Annotated in this window: 18 protein-coding genes and 2 tRNA genes; 9 read left to right on the forward strand and 11 right to left on the reverse strand. The window is 34.6% G+C overall.

Annotated features, from left to right (window positions below; genetic code table 11):
• Positions 1 to 4: 4 nt before the first annotated feature.
• Together yfmH and yfmF are read right to left on the reverse strand one after the other, a co-directional pair.
• A complete protein-coding gene (gene yfmH / locus HMPREF2795_RS05785; protein WP_000197955.1) occupies positions 5 to 1,288 on the reverse strand; it encodes an EF-P 5-aminopentanol modification-associated protein YfmH in 1,284 nt (427 codons plus the stop codon).
• Entirely contained in the window at positions 1,285 to 2,535 is a 1,251-nt protein-coding gene (gene yfmF, locus HMPREF2795_RS05790; protein ID WP_000424581.1) for an EF-P 5-aminopentanol modification-associated protein YfmF, read from the reverse strand. Before yfmF ends, yfmH begins: the two co-directional genes overlap by 4 nt.
• Before the next feature lie 161 nt (positions 2,536 to 2,696).
• On the opposite strand from yfmF, the gene yaaA reads away from it, so the two are divergent.
• Positions 2,697 to 3,065 carry a S4 domain-containing protein YaaA gene (yaaA, locus tag HMPREF2795_RS05795; protein ID WP_000455869.1) on the forward strand — a complete coding sequence of 123 codons (369 nt, stop codon included), beginning with the start codon at positions 2,697 to 2,699 and terminating at the stop codon, positions 3,063 to 3,065.
• A 2-nt stretch (positions 3,066 to 3,067) separates the two neighbouring features.
• Positions 3,068 to 4,159 (forward strand): DNA replication/repair protein RecF, encoded by a 1,092-nt coding sequence (gene recF, locus HMPREF2795_RS05800; protein ID WP_000266314.1) that lies wholly within the window; start codon positions 3,068 to 3,070, stop codon positions 4,157 to 4,159.
• 51 nt (positions 4,160 to 4,210) lie between these two features.
• Here the strand turns inward: recF and guaB are convergent, their stop codons facing one another.
• Both guaB and trpS read right to left on the reverse strand, forming a co-directional pair.
• The gene (guaB, locus tag HMPREF2795_RS05805; RefSeq protein WP_000073399.1) at positions 4,211 to 5,689 is read right to left on the reverse strand and encodes an IMP dehydrogenase; all 1,479 of its coding nucleotides are present in this window, start codon (positions 5,687 to 5,689) and stop codon (positions 4,211 to 4,213) included.
• 161 nt (positions 5,690 to 5,850) lie between these two features.
• A complete protein-coding gene (trpS, locus tag HMPREF2795_RS05810; RefSeq protein ID WP_001039668.1) occupies positions 5,851 to 6,876 on the reverse strand; it encodes a tryptophan--tRNA ligase in 1,026 nt (341 codons plus the stop codon).
• 206 nt (positions 6,877 to 7,082) lie between these two features.
• Here trpS and HMPREF2795_RS05815 point away from each other — a divergent pair, with 206 nt between their 5' ends.
• Positions 7,083 to 8,705 (forward strand): ATP-binding cassette domain-containing protein, encoded by a 1,623-nt coding sequence (locus tag HMPREF2795_RS05815; protein ID WP_000958799.1) that lies wholly within the window; start codon positions 7,083 to 7,085, stop codon positions 8,703 to 8,705.
• A gap of 61 nt (positions 8,706 to 8,766) precedes the next feature.
• Positions 8,767 to 11,316 carry a YfhO family protein gene (locus HMPREF2795_RS05820; RefSeq protein ID WP_075228434.1) on the forward strand — a complete coding sequence of 850 codons (2,550 nt, stop codon included), beginning with the start codon at positions 8,767 to 8,769 and terminating at the stop codon, positions 11,314 to 11,316.
• 31 nt (positions 11,317 to 11,347) lie between these two features.
• On the opposite strand, the gene HMPREF2795_RS05825 is transcribed toward HMPREF2795_RS05820, so the two are convergent.
• Positions 11,348 to 14,011 (reverse strand): YhgE/Pip domain-containing protein, encoded by a 2,664-nt coding sequence (locus HMPREF2795_RS05825; protein WP_000472054.1) that lies wholly within the window; start codon positions 14,009 to 14,011, stop codon positions 11,348 to 11,350.
• A 128-nt stretch (positions 14,012 to 14,139) separates the two neighbouring features.
• Between HMPREF2795_RS05825 and HMPREF2795_RS05830 the strand changes: the two genes are divergently transcribed.
• On the forward strand, positions 14,140 to 14,682 hold the full coding sequence (locus tag HMPREF2795_RS05830; RefSeq protein ID WP_001158257.1) for a TetR/AcrR family transcriptional regulator: 543 nt from the start codon (positions 14,140 to 14,142) through the stop codon (positions 14,680 to 14,682).
• Positions 14,683 to 14,900: 218 nt separating this feature from the next.
• Here the strand turns inward: HMPREF2795_RS05830 and HMPREF2795_RS05835 are convergent.
• The 6 genes from HMPREF2795_RS05835 to rlmH all read right to left on the reverse strand — a co-directional run bounded on the left by HMPREF2795_RS05835 (position 14,901) and on the right by rlmH (position 18,081).
• Positions 14,901 to 14,974 (reverse strand) — tRNA-Asn (locus HMPREF2795_RS05835).
• Positions 14,975 to 15,094: 120 nt separating this feature from the next.
• Complete coding sequence (gene comE, locus HMPREF2795_RS05840; RefSeq protein ID WP_000866056.1) at positions 15,095 to 15,847, reverse strand: competence system response regulator transcription factor ComE; 753 nt, start codon at positions 15,845 to 15,847, stop codon at positions 15,095 to 15,097.
• Positions 15,844 to 17,163 carry a competence system sensor histidine kinase ComD gene (gene comD / locus HMPREF2795_RS05845; protein WP_001054986.1) on the reverse strand — a complete coding sequence of 440 codons (1,320 nt, stop codon included), beginning with the start codon at positions 17,161 to 17,163 and terminating at the stop codon, positions 15,844 to 15,846. Before comD ends, comE begins: the two co-directional genes overlap by 4 nt.
• A 30-nt stretch (positions 17,164 to 17,193) precedes the next feature.
• The gene (locus HMPREF2795_RS05850; RefSeq protein ID WP_007555225.1) at positions 17,194 to 17,319 is read right to left on the reverse strand and encodes a ComC/BlpC family leader-containing pheromone/bacteriocin; all 126 of its coding nucleotides are present in this window, start codon (positions 17,317 to 17,319) and stop codon (positions 17,194 to 17,196) included.
• 165 nt (positions 17,320 to 17,484) lie between these two features.
• Positions 17,485 to 17,558 (reverse strand) — tRNA-Arg (locus HMPREF2795_RS05855).
• A 43-nt stretch (positions 17,559 to 17,601) separates the two neighbouring features.
• A complete protein-coding gene (gene rlmH, locus HMPREF2795_RS05860) occupies positions 17,602 to 18,081 on the reverse strand; it encodes a 23S rRNA (pseudouridine(1915)-N(3))-methyltransferase RlmH (RefSeq protein WP_000695941.1) in 480 nt (159 codons plus the stop codon).
• 183 nt (positions 18,082 to 18,264) lie between these two features.
• Here rlmH and HMPREF2795_RS05865 point away from each other — a divergent pair, with 183 nt between their 5' ends.
• From HMPREF2795_RS05865 to dnaN, 4 genes are all read left to right on the forward strand, one after another.
• Positions 18,265 to 19,449 carry a serine protease HtrA gene (locus tag HMPREF2795_RS05865; RefSeq protein WP_000793272.1) on the forward strand — a complete coding sequence of 395 codons (1,185 nt, stop codon included), beginning with the start codon at positions 18,265 to 18,267 and terminating at the stop codon, positions 19,447 to 19,449.
• Between the two features lie 56 nt (positions 19,450 to 19,505).
• Positions 19,506 to 20,264, forward strand: a complete 759-nt coding sequence (locus HMPREF2795_RS05870; RefSeq protein ID WP_000390821.1) for a ParB/RepB/Spo0J family partition protein — start codon at positions 19,506 to 19,508, stop codon at positions 20,262 to 20,264.
• A gap of 221 nt (positions 20,265 to 20,485) precedes the next feature.
• On the forward strand, positions 20,486 to 21,841 hold the full coding sequence (gene dnaA, locus HMPREF2795_RS05875) for a chromosomal replication initiator protein DnaA (RefSeq protein ID WP_075228435.1): 1,356 nt from the start codon (positions 20,486 to 20,488) through the stop codon (positions 21,839 to 21,841).
• Between the two features lie 157 nt (positions 21,842 to 21,998).
• Positions 21,999 to 23,135 (forward strand): DNA polymerase III subunit beta, encoded by a 1,137-nt coding sequence (dnaN, locus tag HMPREF2795_RS05880; RefSeq protein WP_075228436.1) that lies wholly within the window; start codon positions 21,999 to 22,001, stop codon positions 23,133 to 23,135.
• Positions 23,136 to 23,154: the final 19 nt, after the last annotated feature.

Raw genomic sequence — 23,154 nt, forward strand, 5'->3', positions numbered from 1 at the left:
GCGATTATATCGGAAAAATTGTACAATCAACCATGTCGCTATTATCTATCAAATCATGTCCTGCTTCTAGAACATTCTCTAGAGTAATTTCCTGCAAAAGTTTAGGAAGGTCAAACAGGGTCGAACCTGTCTTAGTTGGATGATACTGAGTGGCAATATATTCTAAGAAATCCATACTATGAAGAAATTCTCCATACATCTCAGTTTTTACAATATCCAAGTGATCCTCAGTGACATCCTCATCTTTCATAAAATTACGAATAGCTTTACGAAATTGATGAGAAAGTGCCACAGGTTCCTTTGTATCCATTGTTAATATCACAAAATGGAAACGATGATCCACTTCTATTTCTAGAGACAAGGAAGCATCCAGTTTACCAGACTCATATAATCTTTGAAATCTTTGTGAAGTCCAACCAAACATCATTGTAAACAACAATTTCAATAAAAGATGATAACGATATTGATCTCGATTTCCGATTTCTTTATTCCCTCTAATACCGATCGCTAATTTTGGAGAAGCAACGTCCATCCGTAAACTTTCAGTAGTCTTTACATGATGTAAAGATATTTGTTCTCTTTTAAACTCATATTTTTTTTCTTGCAGATAAGATTTCTTAGCAAAATAATCTTCAAGAAGTTCAAGTTTAAAATTACCGACCAAAAAGATATTACTATTGACAGGTCTGTAAAACTCTTTAAAGTTCTCTTTTAAATCCTCCAAACAAATAGCATCAATAGAGTTTTCACTACCAACAATATCTGAAGCTAAAGGACTTTCTGGATAGAGATTTGCCAAAGTCTTGAAAAATAGACAAGAATCCGGATCATCCTGATACATCTCTCTTTCCTGCTGAATGATATCCTTTTCGCGCTCCACAGATTCTTCAGTCATATTGAAAGTAGTGACAAGTTCTTCTAGCAAATCTAAACACTCTAGAACATTTTCAGAAGTCGAGAAAAGATAGTTAGTGTTCGTAAAGCTCGTAAAGGCATTACTTTCAGCACCCAACTCTGTAAAAGCTGCCATAACATCTCCAGAATCTTCTCTTTCAAAAAGCTTATGTTCTAAGAAATGAGCGATTCCTTGTGGATATTGTTGTAAGTCATTACCATCCACTGTAAACCTTGTGTCAACAGAACCAACTTGGACACTTACAACGCCATAAACCTCGTTAAAGTCCTTTTTAGGTAGTAAAGTAACTGTCAAACCATTTTCTAAGCTAGTTTGATACAAAGTTTCTTTTACAGCAGGATAATATTTCTTTTGAAAAGTAGGTCTGGTCATTCTGCTCCTTCCATAAAATAAATAGCCTGCAACTTAAAACTGTTTGCTGCTTCACAAATTGCTTCTCTATCAACTTGTTCAAGCTTATCGATTAAAATTTTTGTGTCAAGATTCGCCTTCCCAAAAAAAGTTGACAGATAATATTTATCGACAATAGAATCTTGATTATCCTGAGCTAGTAGTAAAGATCTACGAATCATTTGTTTGGTCTGATCAATCTCCTTATCTGTAAACTTGCCATTTTTTATGTCAAGCAACTGATGATTCATCAATTTTCTTACCTTGTTTCGATTTTGCCGATCAATTCCAGCAAACAATCGTAAAAATCCACTAAAGAGATCCAAATGACTTGATACCGTATAGGCCAGTCCTTCTTTTTCTCTCACTTGGGTAAATAGTTTCGAATGAGGAAAGGCTCCTAAAAGACCATTGACAAGAAGCACTGCCATCTGTTCTTCATCACCATATGCCACTGAACTATGGTAGCCCATCTCTAAAACAGACTGTCCTAATCTCTTTCTAACAATACCTTCTCTAAAAATATTAGAATAGGGTTGCTGATATTGAATGTTTACAGCTGATTTACGACCTGTTAAAGGAAATTTATGTAAAAACTCTAAAACTTCAATTTCATTAAAATCACCCAAGAAGAAAATATCTATTTGGTCTTCTTTTAGCATTTTTTGATAGCTTGAAAAACATGTTTTTGAAGTCTCTTCTGAAATTCTAGAAATCAAATCTTTAGGAACTAGCTTCATTGATTCTTCTTGGAAAAACAATTGATCTAACTCTTTATGAGCAAAGAAGAATGGGTCTTCTAATTCTGATTCCAGCCTTGATAAGATCTGTTTTTTCTCGATGTCAAAAGCATTTTTCTCAAATTCATCCTCATCCGACAATGGTGTAAACAGAACCTGATGCAGTAATTCTAAAATTTGAGAAGTTAATACGTTTTTCTTACTTAAAAATTCATCACGCACATAGGTAATATTCAAATCCACAAGATGACTTTGTCCTCTTCGATAGGCGTGCGCTGACAAATCAGTTCCATACAAGGTTGCTAAACGTTTTCTAAACAGTTGAGCAGTTGGATAACTTTGGTTGGCAGTTTCAAGCATACTGGCACTTAACATGCGACTTGAAATTGAATCCAAAGACAATGGAGCTGTGAAACGCACAGTAATTTTATTAGTTTTAAATTTTTTTGATTGGATAAAATGCACTGTAATTCCAGGTACTAACTCCATCTCTTACCTCCTTCTACATAGAGTTCTATTATACCATGAAAAGAGAAAATTTTCTTGTTCTCTTTACCCCTTTTAGAATTAAAATCGCTTTCATTTCTAACGAATTTACCTCTGCCATTTCAAGGTAAAATATGGTATAATACCAAAGATTGAGGTGAACTATGGAATACAAATTATTTGAAGAATTTATCACTCTCCAAGCTCTCTTGAAAGAACTTGGTATTATACACAGTGGCGGAGCTATTAAATCCTTTTTAGCTGAGCATCATGTCTACTTTAATGGGGGATTAGAAAATCGTCGTGGGAAAAAAGTAAGAATCGGAGACTCTATCGACATTCCTGACATGAAAATCCAAATCATTCTGACGCAACCGAGCTTAGAAGAACAGGAAGAATATCTCCAAGAAAAACTTGAGAAAGAACGTGTGGCTAAACTTGTCAAAGAAATGAATAAGACGGTCAAAAAAAAGCCAACAAAAAAGACCCCGAAAGCTAAAACAAAAACTGCACCACGTTTCCCAGGTAGATAAGTATGTGGCTAAAAAACTTATCCATCAAGCAATTTAGAAACTATCAGAATACCGAAATTGAATTTAATCCTAAATTAAATGTATTTGTGGGTCGAAATGCTCAAGGCAAAACTAATCTTCTGGAAAGTATTTACTTTTTAGCTTTAACTAGAAGTCATCGGACAAAGACAGACAAGAATTTAATCCGATTTGAAGAAGAGCAGCTTCAAGTTTCTGGAATTCTTCAAAAACGAACGGCTACTGTACCACTTGAGATTGACTTGACTCCAAAAGGTCGGATTACTAAGGTCAATCACTTAAAGCAAGCTCGGCTATCTGACTATATTGGACACATGAATGTTGTTCTATTTGCACCCGAAGATTTACAACTTGTCAAAGGAGCACCTGCTATCCGACGTAAGTTTATAGATATGGAGCTAGGGCAAATCAAACCCATATACTTGTCAGACTTGTCAAGCTACAACCATGTGCTCAAACAAAGAAATACCTACTTAAAGTCAGCAAATCATATCGACGAAACATTTTTATCTGTTCTCGATGACCAGCTAGTCGACTACGGTTGTCGAGTGATGATTCACAGAGCAGAATTTATCAAAAAAATGGAGTCTTTTGGTCGTGAAAAGCACTTTGATATCTCAGACCAATTGGAAGAGTTGTCAATACGTTATCAACCATCTGTAAACTTCACTGGCAAGGAACATCTAGCAGAATCTTTCTATACAGCACTTCAAAAAAGTAGAGCAAGAGATTTATTTAAAAAGAATACTGGAGTTGGTCCTCATCGGGATGATATGATTTTCTTGATCAACAGTATAGATGCGAGTTTTGGCAGTCAAGGACAGCATCGTAGCCTTGTCCTCTCTATCAAACTAGCTGAAATCGAGTTGATGGAAAACATCACCAAGGAAGCGCCTATTCTTTTACTTGACGATGTTATGAGTGAACTTGACAATAATCGTCAACTTAAATTATTAGAGACTATCTCTCATAACATTCAAACCTTTATTACTACCACTAGTTTAGAGCATCTTCAAAACTTGCCTGATAATCTCAGTGTATTTACAGTAAAAGATGGTCAATTATCTGTAAACTAATATTTACAACATTGTAAATAAAAAATCTCCTGTTCAACAGGAGATTTTTTATTACATTGAGTAGTTTGGTGCTTCATTTGTGATTTGCACGTCGTGTGGATGGCTTTCTTTTAGACCAGCACCTGACATTTCGATAAATTGAGCATTGTCATGCAATTCTTTAAGGTTAGCAGCACCACAGTAACCCATACCAGAACGGATACCACCAATCATTTGGAAGACAATATCAGCTGCTGCACCTTTATAAGCAACACGACCTTCAATTCCTTCTGGAACAAGTTTGTTTGCTTCATTGACAGAACCTTGGAAGTAACGGTCGCTTGAACCCTTCTTCATAGCAGCGATTGAACCCATACCGCGGTATGTCTTGAACTTACGTCCTTGGAAAATTTCAGTTTCACCTGGAGCTTCATCTGTTCCCGCAAACATTGATCCAAGCATTACTGCATTTCCACCAGCAGCAAGAGCTTTTACAATATCTCCAGAATACTTGATTCCACCATCAGCGATGATTGTTTTGCCATATTCACGCGCAACTGCTGCCGCATCATAGATAGCTGTAACTTGTGGAACTCCGACACCTGCGATAACACGAGTTGTACAGATTGAACCTGGCCCAATACCAACTTTAACAACGTCAACTCCTGCGTCATAAAGGGCACGAGCTCCTTCAGCAGTAGCGATATTTCCGGCAATCAATGTACGGTCTGGGAAGTGCGCACGGATTTCAGCGATTTTACGGAGAACCCCTGCAGAGTGACCATGAGCAGTATCGATGACAATTGCATCTGCTCCCGCTTCAAAGAGGGCTTCTGCACGTTCAAATGTGTCAGAAGTAACACCTACCGCACCTGCAACTAGAAGGCGACCAAACTCATCTTTTGCTGCATTTGGGAATTCAATTACTTTTTCAATATCTTTGATTGTGATCAAGCCAGAAAGACGACCTTCTTCATCAACCAAAGGTAGTTTTTCAATACGGTGTTCTTGAAGAATGCTCTCAGCTGTTTTTAAATCTGTACCAACTGGTGCAGTAACCAAGTTTTCGCTAGTCATGTGTTTTGAAATTGGTTGGTTGTAGTCAGAAATAAAGCGAAGATCGCGATTTGTTAGGATACCAACCAATTTACGATTTTCAAGAGTTTCAACCACTGGAACACCACTGATACGGTAACGTCCCATGAGTTCATCTGCTTCTGCAATTGTATGCTCTGGAGTCAAGAAGAATGGATCAATGATAACACCATTTTCAGAACGTTTTACCTTACGAACTTCATCTGCTTGTTGAGCAATTGACATATTTTTATGGATAACTCCAAGACCACCTGCACGAGCAATAGCAATAGCCATTTGGCTTTCTGTTACAGTATCCATGGCTGCTGTAATAATTGGGATATTTAAAGTCAAATTATCTGCCAATTTTGTTGTTAAATCCGCATCATTAGGCAATACATGACTCTCTGCTGGAATAAGCAATACATCATCAAAGGTAAAACCTTTTTTCAAAAATTTAGTGTCCCAATTAGACATTGAAGTTTCCTCTTTTCTTTCTTTTTGAGCTTGACGCTTTTTGTATTGTATCTATCATACCATTCTATGAAAATTTGTCAATTATATTGATAATAGATAATGTAAAAAACTATCCCTTTAATTTTAAAGAAGAGATAGTTTTAGAGTTCGTATTTTATCTATTAATGAAAGTAATTTAGACCCATTGCCGATTTTACTTCTGATAGCGTTTGGCCAGCAACTTCTCGAGCTTTTTCACTACCTTTTTGTAACATATTATACACTTCACCCATATCTTTAGCATATTCTAGGCGACGTTCACGGATTGGACCAAGTTCACGTTCTAGGATTTCAAGTAGATACCGTTTTGTCTTAACATCACCTAGACCTCCACGTTGATAATGCTCTTTCATGTCAGCAATTTCTTGAGAATCTTCAGGACGTCCGAATACGTCTAAGTAATGGAAAACCATATTTCCTTCAATCTTACCTGGATCCTCAACACGAATGTGATCTGGATCTGTATACATACTCATTACTTTCTTACGCAAAGTATCTGCATCATCTGACAAGTAGATACCATTATTAAGCGATTTAGACATTTTGGCATTTCCATCAAGACCAGGTAAGCGACCTGCTCCTTCATTTTCAGGATAAATTCCTTCCGGTTCTACTAAAACATCACAATTATAGGCATGATTGAATGAACGCACAATCTCACGCGTTTGTTCAATCATCGGTTTTTGGTCTGTACCTACAGGAACATAGTTAGCCTTAAAAGCTGTGATATCTGCTGCTTGAGCAATTGGATAAACTAAAAATCCAGTTGGAATACTTTCTCCAAATCCTTTCTGAGCAATTTCTGTCTTTACAGTAGGATTACGCTCCAGACGAGCCAAAGACACTAGATTCATGTAATACATAGACAACTCTGCCAATTCTGGAATTTGACTTTGAATGAAAATCGTTGATTTGTTAGGATCCAATCCCACTGCAAGATAGTCCAAAGCAACATTCCCAATAGACTCTACAATAGTTTGTGGATCTTTTGCATGGTCAGTTAAAGCTTGCTGGTCAGCCAAAAAAACAAACATGTCATATTTATCTTCTTGCTGTAATAAGACACGATTTTTTAAGCTACCAACGTAGTGCCCAATATGTAATTTCCCCGTTGGACGATCTCCTGTTAAAATAATGGGTTTATTCATCTTATTCTCCTTTGATATGGTCCTTTCAATTATAGCATTTTTTTGATAAAAAGACAGGTAATTTTTTTTATCAAATAATTACGATTTCAACTCCTTAACTGTAAATTATCTGTAAACTCCCTTTACAAATAATTGACAGATAAAAATTTGAATATTTGCTGATTTTCTAGTAGAATTAGAGTATTACATATAATAGGAGAAAAAAATTGCTAACAGTATCTGATGTTTCACTACGTTTTAGTGATCGCAAACTTTTTGATGAGGTCAACATCAAATTTACAGAAGGAAACACATATGGTTTAATTGGTGCTAACGGTGCAGGTAAATCAACATTTTTAAAAATCTTAGCTGGGGATATTGAACCTACAACTGGTCATGTTTCTCTTGGACCTGATGAACGTCTTTCTGTGCTTCGTCAAAATCACTTTGACTATGAGGATGAACGTGTTATTGATGTTGTTATCATGGGTAATGAAAAACTATACAACATCATGAAAGAAAAAGATGCTATCTATATGAAAGCAGACTTTACTGATGAAGATGGAGTTCGTGCAGCTGAGCTTGAAGGAGAATTTGCTGAACTAGGTGGTTGGGAAGCTGAGAGTGAAGCTTCACAACTCTTGCAAAACTTGAATATCCCTGAAGATCTTCATTACCAAAATATGAGTGAACTCGCAAATGGAGACAAAGTGAAAGTACTCCTTGCTAAAGCTCTATTTGGTAAACCAGATGTCCTTCTTTTGGATGAGCCGACCAACGGTTTGGATATCCAATCTATTACTTGGTTAGAAGATTTCTTGATTGATTTTGATAACACCGTTATTGTTGTGTCCCATGACCGTCACTTCTTAAATAAAGTATGTACTCACATGGCCGACCTTGACTTTGGAAAAATCAAACTCTATGTCGGAAACTACGACTTCTGGAAAGAATCTTCTGAGCTTGCTGCTAAATTGCTAGCAGACCGTAATGCTAAAGCAGAAGAAAAAATTAAGCAACTCCAAGAATTCGTTGCTCGTTTCTCTGCTAATGCTTCTAAATCAAGACAAGCAACATCACGTAAGAAAATGCTTGATAAGATTGAACTTGAAGAAATTGTGCCATCTAGTCGTAAATATCCATTTATCAACTTTAAAGCTGAACGTGAAATCGGAAACGATCTCTTGACAGTAGAAAATCTATCTGTCAAGATTGATGGCGAAACTATTCTTGACAACATCAGCTTTATCTTGCGTCCAGGTGACAAGACAGCTCTTATCGGTCAAAACGACATTCAAACAACTGCATTGATTCGTGCTATTATGGGTGATATTGACTATGAGGGAACTGTCAAGTGGGGGGTTACAACTAGTCGCTCTTACTTACCAAAAGACAATTCAGCTGATTTTGCTGGGAGTGAATCTATCCTTGACTGGCTCCGTCAATTTGCAAGTAAAGAAGAAGATGACAATACCTTCTTGCGTGGTTTCCTTGGCCGTATGCTCTTCTCTGGAGATGAGGTTAACAAACCTGTAAACGTCTTGTCAGGAGGAGAAAAGGTGCGCGTGATGCTATCGAAACTCATGCTTTTGAAATCAAATGTTCTAGTACTTGACGATCCTACTAATCACTTAGATTTGGAATCTATTTCAAGTTTGAACGATGGATTGAAAAATTTCAAAGAATCAATCATCTTCGCCAGTCATGACCATGAATTCATTCAAACATTGGCTAACCACATTATTGTCCTATCTAAAAACGGTGTAATCGACCGTATTGATGAAACCTATGATGAATTCTTAGAAAATGCTGAAGTACAAGCAAAAGTTAAAGAACTTTGGAAAGACTAAATAATACTTTAAAACTCAGTTGGATTAACCAACTGAGTTTTCTATCATTCTATGAGGTAACATGAAAACATTTTTTAGAAACTATTGGACCTATTTTATTTCTTTCATCATTCCCCTAGTAATTATGTTCGGAGTCTATCTTTCTCAATGTATCTACTGGAACAGTGATACTTCACCTTTATTAGGGGATGGATTTCATCAATATGTTATTTTTGATCTTAATCTTCGTAATATTTTACATGGGAGTGATAGTCTATTTTATACTTTTACCAGTGGTCTAGGTCTCAATTTTTATGCCTTGTCCAGTTATTATCTTGGTAGTTTTCTATCACCTCTTGTTTATTTTTTTGATGTATCAAGCATGCCAGACGCAGTTTATCTATCAACCTTGTTGAAATTTGGTTTGATAGGTCTGTCAACCTTTTTTAGCTTGAGTAAACTATTTAAAAATATACCAGCCCCACTTAGATTAGCTCTATCTACCTCATATGCTTTAATGAGCTTTACAGTTAGTCAACTTGAGATTAAAACCTGGTTAGATGTTTTTATTTTAATTCCCTTAATTTTAACTGGTTTACATCTACTCGTAGCGGAAAAAAAACGGATTCTATACTTTACAAGTTTGTCAATATTATTTATCCAAAACTACTATTTTGGTTATATGACTGCCCTGTTTTTGGTAGTTTGGTATTTTTGCCAACTTTCCTGGGATTTTAAAAGTCGCAAGTATTCTTTCCTTGATTTTTTCCTAACATCCTTACTCGCTGGTTTAATAAGTTTCATCATGACACTCCCAACCTTGTTTGATTTAAGAACTCATGGTGAAAAACTAACCGCTATTACAAAAATAAAAACAGATGCCAGTTGGTATCTAGATCTATTCGCTAAACAATTCATTGGTGCTTTCGATACAACTAAATATGGTTCCATCCCAATGATTTTTGTTGGCCTCCTTCCTTTTATCTTAACAATTGTATTCTTTACATTAAAATCAATTAAGTTTCACGTGAAACTATGCTATGCAACTCTACTCATTATCATCATTGCTAGTTTTTATCTAGAAGCCTTAGATTTATTTTGGCAAGGAATGCACGCACCAAATATGTTTCTTCATCGCTATGCTTGGATTTTCTCTACTCTCTTGATTTATATTTCAGCAGAAGTTTTAAATAGATTTAAGGATATTAAATTATGGAATATTTTATTCTCAATGACCTTCCTTTTATTTGGCTATCTGGCAACCATTTATTTTAAAAATCATTATTCATTTCTAACTAAATTAAATATACTCTTAACGATTGAATTCTTAGTGGTATACTTACTGTTATTATTAGCACTTATTAAAAAACTGATTTCTCTAAAAATCTTTTCAATCCTTATTTTGATCTTTACAATAAGTGAAATTAGTTTTAATGCTTCATCTCAACTAAATGGAATTACGAAAGAATGGGGATTTGCTTCTCGTAGTACCTATGATAAAGATATTCCAAGTATGGAAGCTATTTTGGAGTATACCAAACAGCAACCAGATACATTTACACGAACTGAAAAGTTACAAACTCAAACTGGAAACGATAGCATGAAATTTAACTACAATGGCATCTCACAATTTTCATCTGTTCGTAATCGTTCTGCAAGTACAACGTTAGATAAGTTGGGTTTTAAATCTTCAGGTACCAACCTTAATCTTCGTTATGCAAATAATACTATCATTGCAGATAGTTTATTTGGAATCAGCTACAATATTTCTGAAACCTATCCAGATAAATATGGTTTTCATCCAAGCTATCAAAAAGATAATCTAACCCTTTATAAAAATCAATTCGCTCTCCCAATTGCTTTTGCTACACAGTCTCTTTACAAAGATGTCACTTTTAACGACCATACTCTTGATAACCAAACTCAATTTTTAAATCAAATTGCTGGCTTAAATGAAGAGTACTTTTATCCGATAAATCATCATACAGACTCTGGTGACAACGTTGTCAATCTAAACGGAACTGATACTGAAGATGCAACTACCAGCTACAGCATTGAAGTACCAGATAATAGTCAGGTTTACCTTTCCATGACCAAGCTAAATTTTTCAAACGATAAGAAAAAGCAAGTTGACATCATTGTCAACGGTGAAAAAAAATCCTTTACCACAGATAATGCTTTTACATTTTTTAATCTTGGATATGCAGAACATAAACAAACTTTTGATATCCAGGTTAAGTTCCCAGGAAATGCTCAAGTATCATTTGAATCTCCAACTTTCTATCGCTTAGATACTAAGAAATATACGGAGGCTATACGCAAAATAAAAGAAAATCCAGTAGAAGTGAGCTCTTATAAAAACAAGGTCACTGTAAATTATAAGGTAAAGAATGATACATCAATCTTTTTCACAATTCCTTACGACCGAGGATGGTCTGCTTACCAAAATGGTAAAAAATTACAAATTCAACAGGCACAAACTGGATTTATGAAAATTGATGTTCCTGAAGGTGAAGGAACTATTACCCTTTCCTTTATACCAAAAGGATTTGTTGTTGGTGCAAGTTGTTCTCTTATAGCTATTATTGTCTTTATTTTTTATGATATTCAAAGAAAAAAATATTCTAGATAAAAAAACAATCGACCGAATTGGTCGATTGTTTTTAGTCTTCTTCAGCTTTTTTAGGTTGATAGGCTAGCATTCCTAAAGCAACAAAAATCATTATTGTAAAGATAAGGAAAATAATCTGACTATGAATATTACCTGTCATAGAAATGGTTTGTCGAAAACCTGAAACTGAATAACTCATAGGTAACCATGGATTAATAGTTTTAAAGAATTGATTCGTCAAAGCTAAAGGATAAGTTCCTGCACTTGATGCTAATTGAAGGAGTAATAAAATTAAAGAGAAGAAGGCGCCTAGGCGAGAATTCCAGGTTGTCAATGCTGTTACCATCGCCATGAAAGCAAGGCTGGTTAAAATGATCAAAGCTAAAGTTTTGAATTCGTGAACTGCAGTAAGTCCAATTAAATGTACTCCACCATAAACTAATACTCCTGCCAAACCAGCAATGATACCGTTAATTTCAAAGCGAGACTTAAACCAAGCCCAGCGACTTTCTGGATGGCGCCCAGAAGGCAATTTAGCAAAAATCATATTAGTAGAAATAGCCGCAACAAAGAGAGCAACTGATATCATATATGGAGCCATGGCAATTCCATTAACTGCTACTTGATCCGTATCAGTTTTTGAAAGACTCAAAGGATCAGCCAGTAAGTCTGCATTTTTTGGTTCAGTTGAAGCCTTATTCAATTGTTTATCAGCATCTGTCAACCCTTGATTTAATTGACTTGAACCATCACTTAATTTTCCGAGTCCTGATTGTAAAATTTCAGATCCTTGAGCAAGTTGATCTGCTCCACTAGCTATTTTTTCAGAACCATTAGCCAGTTGATTTGCTCCTGAAACTAGCTGGTCTGATTTATCAGCTAATTGTTGAGAACCCGCTTGTAATTGATTAAATCCAGCAGTTAAATCTGATGTTTTATTGTTTACTTGGTTGACACCTGATGCAAGTTTATCAATTCCTGTTGTTAATTCTGGCCCATTCGCTGCTAATTTAGCAGTAGCACCTGTCAATGTAGAAGATTTTTCTGTCAACTGATTAGAGCCTTGTAGCAACTTATTGAAACTTCCTGTCAAGTTCGAATTTTTCGAACTCAACTGACTTGCTCCTAAAGCTACTTGGTCTACAGATTTTGTATAGCTGTCAATACCAGATGCAAGAGTTTGACTAGCTGGCAATAACTGACCATCAATTGCTGTTTGAACCTGTGTTAATCCACTTGACAAACTTGTCAATGTTGAAGAAGCAGTTGGTAATAATTGACTTGAATGATTCTTTAATTGAGTTAAACTATTTGTTTGAGTGGTTACATTTTCTAAAGAAGATTGTAACGTTTGAACTGTAGTTAAAATTGTTCGTGCTGACTCACTGGCAGAAGATGATGGATTAGAAACCACAGAAGTTATCTCTGCCTGTTGGTCAGGAGTTAAGCTTTGATAAGCACTAGTAGATTGAATAGCTGATAAAGTAGTTTCTTTTTCAGATTGATTTGAAGTAATGATGCTCTGTGCTGAATTTGCAATCGTTGATAGACTACTAGAAAGCTGGTTTGTTACTTGTGTTATCTCTCCACTATCTGCTGTTTGAATATTTTGAATAGCTTGATTAAATTGCTCTAAACTAGTTGCTAATTGTTTAATCTGATCTTTCTGTTGGTTTGCCCCATCTAATTGAGTAGAAAGTTCTTGAATACCTTGATTAAGTTGTGTTAGTCCTGTACGTAGAGTCTCTGATTTAGTAGAAATCTGATTTGCACCTGATGATAGACTTTGAACTCCATTTGTATAAGTATCAATACCAAGTGAAAATTGATTTAATCCTGAATTAAGTTGAGAAACACCACCTGTATAGGCTTGTGTGCCTGCATCAAGTTGAGTCAATCCTGATACCAGTGCCGGTGTCTGTGAATTCAGTTGGTTTAATCCATTATCAATTTGTGAAATAGCACTGGTATATTGATTTAAACCAGTATTAAAATTACCAAGACCAAGATTTAACTGATTTACACCAGCTGTATAGGTTCCTAAACCTGTAGATAATTGATCAGCACCATTAGAAAATGTGAGACTCGATTGAGCTAGGGTTTGAAGATTGGTTGTTAAGGTTTGACTCCCATCCGAAAGTTGATTCGAACCATCAGCCAACTGTAAACTTGCATTTGCCGCTTGAGATAAACCAAGTTTTAAATCACCCATCTTCTCAAATAAAGCTTTGGTATAAGATTGAGTAACATTAGTAGCCACAGTCTGTTTGATTTGTGTCATGGCAGAATCACTCATCTTGCTTGCAATAAAACTATGACCACTTGATGTCTGATAGTCAATCTTCATCTGTTCAGGATGATTTGTAAGGATAGAAGAAGCTTTCTCAGAAAGATTACTTGGCAACGTTACAACCATATAATAATCTCCATCCCGCAGTCCTCTTTCTCCCTCACCTTCATCTACAAAATGAAAATCCAGGCTATTACTATCTTTTAAATTAGACACCATGTCTTCACCAATAGTGAGTTTTTCATCATTATAAGTAGCAGCTTGATCCTTATTAACAATTGCTACAGGTAACTCCGAAAGTTTACCATATGGATCCCACATTGATGATAAGAAAATGATATTGTAAAGAGCTGGAATTAAGGAAATTCCTATCATGACAATAATAAATGTCGGTTTTTTAAAGATTGCTTTCCATTCTTTAAACATATTGTCTCCTTTTTTAAACTACTTGTCTAAATTTTTGATATAATAGATTATACATAAAAAAATTAAAAAGACAAGATAAAAAAACTATTTTTGAACACATTGTCTAAAAATGTTCATCTGGAGGGAACATGCAAGAGAGTAATAAACGATTAAAAACCAAGCGCATTATCGAAAATGCTATGGTAGAATTATTGATGGAACAACCATTCGATCAGATTACAACTGTTAAATTAGCACAAAAAGCTGGAATTAGCCGCTCCAGTTTCTATACTCATTACAAAGATAAATACGATATGATTGAACATTACCAAAGTAAACTATTTCATACCTTCGAATATATCTTTCAAAAACATGCTAATCACAAACGAGATGCCATTCTAGAAGTATTTGAATACTTAGAATCAGAACCACTTCTAGCAGCTCTTTTATCTGAAAATGGAACCAAGGAAATTCAAAATTTCTTGAGAAATAAACTTCACATCCTACTGAGCACAGACCTTCAAAAACGTTTTATGCAACTCAAACTAAATGAAGTAGAATTAGAATACAGTAGCGTCTACCTAACAAATGCTCTCTTTGGAGTCTGTCAAACCTGGATTGCCCACGGAAAAAAAGAAAGTCCACAAGAAATCACGGACTTTTTAATGAAAATGTTAGGGGATACAAATTAATAAAAAGCTCTATAATAGTTATAGAGAATCAACCCCCTATGGATATTATGGAGCCTATTTTGTTGTTCTTATTAGGCTAATACTAATGCAATACAATTTCCTTAGTTTTATTTTCGGACACAAATCATTATCTATCCGTATGTTAGGTATGCCTCCCCTCATTACATCGGACAAAGAATCAAAAAAAGGAACACCAAATTAGTGTTCCTTTCATCCGACTCCGCCAGTAGGACTCGAACCTACGACATCATGATTAACAGTCATGCGCTACTACCAACTGAGCTATGGCGGATTAAATAGTCCGTACGGAATTAGAACCCGTGTTACCGCTATGAAAAGACGATTTCTTAACCAACGGACCCTCTACCTGTAGCAGATATAACCATTATATCAATTTATCAAAAATTGTCAATTACTTTTTTTGGTTTTTAGCCATTAGTTCTCTCAATTTTTTAGTTTTTAGGCGAGAGATAGGACAACGATGATCTTCATAAAATACAACTTCCATTTTTTTACGATCAATTTCTCTCACATTACCAATATTGACTAAAAATGACTTGTGAGCTAGATAAAAACGTTGGGGTTCCTTATCCTTTTCTTGAATATCTGTCATTGTTCCATAGAATTCTTTGGCAAAATTCTTACCTACAATTCGTAATTTATGAGAAGTTCCAGTTGTCTCAATGTAGAGAATATCATGATAAGGAATACAAAGATCATTTCCTTTATAACTATAATCAAAATAATCAACGACTGATTGGTTTTCAAGTAAAGTAGTCTTAGTGTAAAGCACACAGTCGGCAACTCTATTTTTAAAAACTTGATCACTGGTTTCTTTATCAATGAAATCCAATGCTGAAACTTTGTATTTATAAGTCAAAGTAGCAAATTCAGATCGACTTGTAATAAAAACAATAATGGCATAAGGATTGCGATGACGAATAAATTGAGCAACCTCAAATCCTTTTCTCTCAATCCCATTGATATCAATATCTAGAAAATACAGCTGATTGACTTCATCATGCTCTACATATTCCATAAACTCTCTTACTTTTCCTGTTGTTTTATAGGAGATAGGAATATTTGTTTCCTTAGAAATTTTATTTAGAGTTGTTTCCAACCTTACTTGGTGTTCTATAATATCTTCTAAAATCAATACTTTCATATCAGTTCCCTCTTAAATCTAATTACTTGTTTAAATACATCATTATCAATTTCTGTTTCTAAAATAACATTGTCATATTTTCCTAAAATTTCTTTAACATTATTGAGTCCAAGTCCTCTATGTCTTCCTTTAGTTGAAAATCCTAATTCAAATAAATCTTCGGATTTTACCTTTCTTTTTTTACAAGAGTTTTGGATGACAACTAAGGTTTCAAGATCCAACTTGATGATAGCTACCTCTAGTTGTTTCTGATAGCTTTCAACTGCCCCTTCAACAGCATTATTGAGCAGAACGCTCATCACGCGCACCAAATCTAACAGTTCCATAGACAAAGGGGTAATGATATCTTTTACCTCTAATGTGTACTCTACATCATTAGTTTTCGCATTGACAATAGATTGAGCAATCAAACTACGAAGTGCTGAATCCTCAATATTGTTCAAATCGAAATAGGTATACTTGTCTGAACGTAATTTTTGATTCGCCTTTACAAGTACTTCACTGTAAACTCTGTCAATTTCTTGTAAATCTTTACTTTCAATCGCCATTCTTAAGCTGACAAGCATACCTGTATAATCATGGCGAAAACCACGAATTTCATTATATAAGGTAACAATCTCATCTGTGTAAGTTTGTAAATGTTTTTGCTCAAACTTCTTTTGTTCCAATTCGATTTCTTTTTCTATCTGAACTTTGTGAGAATTCATGGAAAAGAAGGTCAAAAGTAGACAAACAAAAACAATAGAAGATAAAATACTTCCAAAACTGTTTAAATTGGGAAAAGTACTCACAATATCTGAAATAAATAAGAGGATATGTAAGGTGAAGAAAGCAACTAGCACATTTTTTAAAAATGGATAGAGGTAGTCTTTATCAAAATAGGTCATTTCCAAGTGGAAATAAGTAATGATTTTTTTGATTGCAAAATAAGTTAATGATAGAACTACAAAAAAGAAGAGTTCTTCATGCTGTATTACTAATTGATCTCCTATTATAGATGATAAAGTTACAGATATAAATGTATGGCTACTATTATATAGTAATGACAGTAGTATACTGATAAATCCTGCTTGATACTTATCGTATTTTTTAAAAATTTTTAGATATGCGTAGAGAAAAATAGGAAATAAAAATTTTTCAAATCCTAATCCAGATAAGGAAATAAAATCAAAGCAAAATTCAGCTAAAAGTTGGAATAAAAATAGATAAATTCCAAACCAATATCTTTCTTTTCTTGCTATCTTACAAATTATTCCATAACTAATTGTTAGAATATAGATATGAAGAAAAATTGTTCCTAATATAACTAAATTCATTATAGCTCCCTATCTTACCACTATTTTATATTATTTTGAAAATAATTTTTTTATAATATGAGGTAATCTTATATCCCCACCTCTGATTTCCTGCAGTTCTTTTTCGTTCAATTCTTGGAAATCTTTCATTTGAGCAAAATCTGTATTCTTTTTCATAATATAAACTCCTATAATGTTTTTCTTGTAAATTAACTTACAAAAATATTATATAAAATCTACGATACCTATAGAGAATTATTTCTCAAATGCTCAAATTTTATTCTGAAATGTCAAATTTTTACAAAAAAAGCTGGGGTTTTTTCCCAGCTTACGATTTAACACTGATCCCAGCAGGATTCGAACCTGCGACCGTTCGCTTAGAAGGCGAATGCTCTATCCAGCTGAGCTATGAGACCTTACTAATCTATCTTATCAAAAAAAGCTAGCTTAGTCAATCATCTATTTATGATAGGGAGAGCCCTGTTGAATCGAAAACGCTCTATAAATTTGTTCTACTAAGACTAATCTCATTAGTTGATGAGGAAGCGTCAATCTCCCAAAACTAACAGAGAGATTGGCTCTTTTTTTCACCTCTGGAGATAGTCCTAAACTCCCACCAATGATAAAAGTGATTGTCGAAAATCCATTGATAGAAGCCCTTTCAAGCTGCTTACTGAACTCTTCAGAAGAAAAAGTTGTTCCTTCAATAGCTAAAACAACTACAAAATCACGTTCCCCTACTTTAGCAAGAATGCGGTTCCCTTCCAACTCCAAAATCTTTTGATTTTCAGATTCGCTGGCCCGATCTTGTGTTTTTTCATCAGCCAACTCAATAATTTCTAGATTAGCAAATCGTGAAATTCTCTTGGAGTATTCTGCTATGCCATCTTTGAGATATTTTTCTTTCAGTTTTCCAACTGTTACCACTTTAATTTTCATTCTTCTATTCTAACATATTCACACTCAATTTCACATCTTATTCACAGATAAGATTTTGAAAAACTTCAATAAATTCACAGGTTTTCGAAAGTTATCCACAAGTTGTGAAAAACTTTTTGTTTTTAAGCTTGGATTAAGCTAGCTATTTTATACTTTCATTGATAAAAAAACATGGAGGCTTCTATGAAAAACTTAAAAACTAGTTCCAAAAAATGGGGACAACTTTTAGTAGTCATTCTCATTAGCTTTTTTAGTGGTATTTTAGGTACTTTTACCACATTGCAGCTCAGTCAAAAACAAAATAGTGGTACGACAACTACAACGACTGTCAGCAAAACAGCTGTAAAAAATGAAAATTCAACTACACAAGCAGTTGATAAAGTTAAAGATGCTGTTGTATCTGTCATTACTTACTCATCAAACTCTCAAAATAGTTTACTCGGATCTGATGAAACTGATACAGATACCAATGCTGAACAAGTATACAGCGAAGGTTCTGGTGTCATTTATAAAAAGGAAGGGGATACTGCTTACCTTGTAACCAATACTCACGTTATTAATGGTGCTAAAAAAGTTGATATTCGTTTAGCAGATGGCACAAAAGTCCCTGGTGAAATTGTGGGTTCTGATACTTATTCAGATATTGCCGTTGTAAAAATTGCTGCAGATAAGGTCACAACAGTAGCCGAATTTGGTGATTCTAGTCAACTAACAGTTGGAGAAACAGCTATTGCAATCGGAAGTCCTCTAGGTTCTGAATATGCCAATACTGTGACACAGGGGATTGTATCAAGTTTAAATAGAAATGTATCTCTAAAATCTGAAGACGGACAAGCTATCTCAACCAATGCTATCCAAACAGATACAGCTATTAACCCTGGGAACTCAGGTGGTCCTTTGATTAATATCCAAGGCCAAGTTATCGGTATTACATCAAGTAAGATTGCCTCTAATGGTGGAACATCTGTCGAAGGTCTTGGTTTTGCCATTCCTGCAAACGATGTAATTAATATTATCAAGCAGTTGGAAAAAGATGGAAAAGTAACTCGACCTGCTCTTGGAATCCACATGGTTAACTTATCAAATCTTAGTACAACTGATCTTCAAAAACTAAAACTTCCTGGAAATGTTACTTCTGGTGTAGCTGTTCGTTCTGTTCAAAAAAATATGCCTGCCAATGGACATCTGCAACAATATGACGTCATTACAAAAATAGATGATAAAGCTATTTCTTCCACTACTGAATTGCAAAGTGCTTTATATAGTCATTCTATTGGAGACAGTATGACTGTTACTTACTACCGTGATGGTAAGGAAGAAACAACAACTATTAAATTAGATAAAAGTACTAGTGATTTAGATAAGTAGTTTACAGATATGTAAAGTTGCTTTACAGAATATCTAAGTTGTGTTAATGTAGAATTATGGAAGAATTTAAAATTGTTCAAATAAAAGATATTCAAAAAAATCCCTATCAACCTCGTAAGGAATTTTCAGAAGAAAAAATTCAAGAACTGGCACAATCTATTAAGGAAAACGGCTTGATTCAGCCTATTATCGTTAGAAAATCTCCAGTACTTGGATATGAAATTCTAGCTGGAGAAAGACGGTATCGTGCTTTAATAGCTGCTGGACTTTCAGAAGTTCCAGTCATTGTTAAGCAACTTTCTGATCAAGATATGATGCTTCATTCTATCATTGAGAATCTCCAACGAGAAAATTTAAATCCTATCGAGGAAGCTAAAGCATATCAATCCTTAATTGATAAAGGTTTTACCCACACAGAAATTGCTGAAAAAATGGGGAAATCTCGACCTTATATTACAAACCTAGTTCGATTGTTAGGATTACCTAAACATATCCTGACAGAAGTTGAAAGTGGTAGACTTTCTCAAGCTCATGCTAGACTCCTCATTCAATTATCAAGTGATAAACAAGATAAACTCTTGAATCGTATTCAAACTGAAAATCTCTCTGTTCGACAAGTTGAACAAATACTACAAAAAACGAAGAAGAGCAGCAAAAAAGAAAAAGACCACTTTGTCAAAGAAGAAGAGCAAAAATTGAAAAAAATACTCGGATTAGATGTTCAGATTAAGCTACAAAAAAAAGATAGTGGTAAAATTTCAATTTCCTTCCATAACCAAGATGAATACCAACAATTTATTAACAGCCTGAAATAAGGCTGTTATTTTAGTATTCTTAACGAACATAGTTATCCACTGCATTTTAGTTTTTAAAAGCCCAGTATTTCAGAATTTTTCTTAGTTATCCACAAAATGTGGATAACATTTAAAAACATTGTTAATTGTTTTCCACAACTTGTGGAAAAATAATCTTATCTATGGTAAAATGATTCTATCAATAAACCTTTTAAATTCTATAGTAAAGGAGGAGGAAATCATTGAAGGAAAAACAATTTTGGAATCGTCTTTTAGAACTTGCACATGATAAATTAACTCAGTCAGTTTATGATTTCTATATTTTAGACGCAAAACTGGTTAAAGTTGAAGAAAATACTGCAACGATTTTCTTACCCCGCGATGAAATGCAGATATTCTGGGAACGAAATATCAATGGAATGCTTTTAGCAGCAGGTTTTGAAATCTATGATACTGAAATAAAAGCTCATTATATCTTCACGAAAGTTGAAGAAGCGAGCTCACAAGTAGCTTTCGAGTCTGAACCTGGCAACGATTATCAACCAAGTCAATCCACTATTCCATATTCTGAAACTGGACTCAAGGAAAAGTATACTTTCGATAATTTTGTTCAAGGGGATGGTAATGTTTGGGCTAAGTCTGCTGCTTTGGCTGTTTCTGAAGATCCAGGATTAACTTACAATCCTCTATTTATCTACGGAGGGCCTGGACTTGGAAAAACTCACCTGTTAAATGCCCTTGGAAATGAAATTCTAAAAAAGAGCCCAAATGCGCGTGTAAAATACATACCTGCTGAAAGTTTTATTAATGAATTTCTAGAGCATTTGAGACTTAATGATATGGAAAAATTCAAGAAAACTTACCGTAGTTTAGACCTCCTACTCATTGATGATATTCAATCACTTAGTGGAAAGAAAGTACAAACTCAGGAAGAGTTTTTCAATACATTTAACGCCCTTCACAATAATAATAAACAGATTGTTTTGACGAGTGACCGTAGGCCTGAACATTTAGAGAGTCTACCTGAACGTCTGGTCACGCGCTTCTCGTGGGGATTAACGACAGATATCACACCACCTGATTTTGAAACACGTATTGCGATTTTACAGAGTAAGACTGAACAGCTCAATTATCATTTTCAGAATGATACACTCGAATACTTAGCTGGACAATTTGACTCTAACGTGCGAGAACTCGAGGGGGCACTAAACGACATCAGCCTAATGGCCAAAGTCAAAAAGATTAACGATATCACAGTTGACATCGCCGCTGAAGCTATTCGTGCTCGTAAACAGGACGTTAGCAAAATGATTGTGATTCCAATTGATAAAATACAAACAGAAGTTGGAAACTTCTATGGTGTTAGTGTCAAGGAAATGAAGGGAACCAGACGTGTTCAAAATATTGTTTTAGCTCGTCAAGTTGCTATGTACCTAGCCAGAGAAATGACTGATAATAGCCTTCCTAAGATTGGAAAAGAGTTTGGTGGCAAAGACCACACAACGGTCATTCACGCTCATGGAAAAATCAAATCTATGCTTGAAACAGATGACAATTTACGTATAGAAATTGAAAACATCAAAAAGAAAATCAAATAACTTGTGGATAACTTTTTTAAAAAACTCTTATTTATCCACATCTTTTAAACAAGGCTATGTCCTTGAGTTTTCTTGATTACAAGTATTTTTCCACAGATTTCACACGCTCTATTATTACTATTATCCTTCTAATAATAAAAAGAATAAAGGAGAATCCATGATTCATTTTTCAATTAATAAAAACTTATTTTTGCAAGCCTTAAATACAACAAAGAGAGCTATTAGCTCAAAAAATGCTATTCCTATTTTATCAACTGTAAAAATTGATGTTACCAATGAAGGAATTACCTTGATTGGATCAAATGGTCAAATCTCAATCGAAAATTTCATTTCGCAAAAAAATGAAAATGCAGGTCTCTTGATTAATTCTTTAGGTTCAGTTCTCTTAGAAGCCTCTTTCTTTATCAACGTTGTTTCAAGTCTTCCAGATGTAACACTTGATTTTAAAGAGATTGAACAAAAGCAAATTGTCTTAACAAGTGGTAAATCAGAAATTACCCTAAAGGGAAAGGATAGCGAGCAGTATCCACGTATCCAAGAAATTTCTGCAAGTAATCCTCTAGTTCTTGAAACAAAACTTCTTAAAAAGATTATCAATGAAACTGCTTTTGCAGCTAGCACCCAAGAAAGTCGTCCTATTTTGACAGGTGTCCACTTTGTTTTAAGCAACCACAAAGAATTAAAAACAGTTGCAACAGACTCTCACCGTCTCAGTCAGAAGAAATTGACTCTTGAAAAAAATAGTGATGATTTTGATGTTGTCATCCCAAGTCGTTCTCTACGCGAATTTTCAGCTGTTTTTACGGATGATATCGAAACAGTAGAGATTTTCTTCGCCAATAATCAAATTCTCTTTAGAAGTGAAAATATTAGCTTCTACACACGTCTCTTAGAAGGAAATTATCCAGATACAGATCGTTTGATTCCAACAGATTTCAATACAACAGTTACCTTTGACGTTGCTAAACTACGTCAATCTATGGAACGTGCTCGCCTCTTATCAAGTGCGACACAAAATGGTACTGTTAAATTAGAAATCAAAGAAGGAATTGTAAGTGCCCATGTTCACTCTCCAGAAGTAGGGAAAGTAAATGAAGAAATTGATGCTGAAAATGTAAGTGGTGCTGATTTGACAATTAGTTTCAACCCAACTTATTTGATTGAAGCATTAAAAGCTTTGAATAGCGAAAAAGTTACAATCAGCTTTATTTCAGCAGTTCGTCCATTTACTCTGGTTCCAGCTGATACAGATGAAGATTTCATGCAGCTCATCACGCCAGTTCGTACAAATTAATGGAAAGAGGTTGAGCCTA

The organism is Streptococcus sp. HMSC056C01 (assembly GCF_001811305.1).
GTDB lineage: Bacteria > Bacillota > Bacilli > Lactobacillales > Streptococcaceae > Streptococcus.

Coding starts and splice junctions, on each gene's coding strand:
- HMPREF2795_RS05825 (WP_000472054.1), bottom strand. CDS start 14,011: ATGTTTAAAGAATGGAAAGCAATCTTTAAAAAACCGACATTTATTATT.
- yfmH (WP_000197955.1), bottom strand. CDS start 1,288: ATGACCAGACCTACTTTTCAAAAGAAATATTATCCTGCTGTAAAAGAA.
- HMPREF2795_RS05870 (WP_000390821.1), top strand. CDS start 19,506: ATGGAAGAATTTAAAATTGTTCAAATAAAAGATATTCAAAAAAATCCC.
- HMPREF2795_RS05865 (WP_000793272.1), top strand. CDS start 18,265: ATGAAAAACTTAAAAACTAGTTCCAAAAAATGGGGACAACTTTTAGTA.
- comE (WP_000866056.1), bottom strand. CDS start 15,847: ATGAAAGTATTGATTTTAGAAGATATTATAGAACACCAAGTAAGGTTG.
- HMPREF2795_RS05830 (WP_001158257.1), top strand. CDS start 14,140: ATGCAAGAGAGTAATAAACGATTAAAAACCAAGCGCATTATCGAAAAT.
- dnaN (WP_075228436.1), top strand. CDS start 21,999: ATGATTCATTTTTCAATTAATAAAAACTTATTTTTGCAAGCCTTAAAT.
- trpS (WP_001039668.1), bottom strand. CDS start 6,876: ATGAATAAACCCATTATTTTAACAGGAGATCGTCCAACGGGGAAATTA.
- guaB (WP_000073399.1), bottom strand. CDS start 5,689: ATGTCTAATTGGGACACTAAATTTTTGAAAAAAGGTTTTACCTTTGAT.
- recF (WP_000266314.1), top strand. CDS start 3,068: ATGTGGCTAAAAAACTTATCCATCAAGCAATTTAGAAACTATCAGAAT.
- comD (WP_001054986.1), bottom strand. CDS start 17,163: ATGAATTTAGTTATATTAGGAACAATTTTTCTTCATATCTATATTCTA.
- rlmH (WP_000695941.1), bottom strand. CDS start 18,081: ATGAAAATTAAAGTGGTAACAGTTGGAAAACTGAAAGAAAAATATCTC.
- yfmF (WP_000424581.1), bottom strand. CDS start 2,535: ATGGAGTTAGTACCTGGAATTACAGTGCATTTTATCCAATCAAAAAAA.
- HMPREF2795_RS05850 (WP_007555225.1), bottom strand. CDS start 17,319: ATGAAAAAGAATACAGATTTTGCTCAAATGAAAGATTTCCAAGAATTG.
- yaaA (WP_000455869.1), top strand. CDS start 2,697: ATGGAATACAAATTATTTGAAGAATTTATCACTCTCCAAGCTCTCTTG.
- HMPREF2795_RS05820 (WP_075228434.1), top strand. CDS start 8,767: ATGAAAACATTTTTTAGAAACTATTGGACCTATTTTATTTCTTTCATC.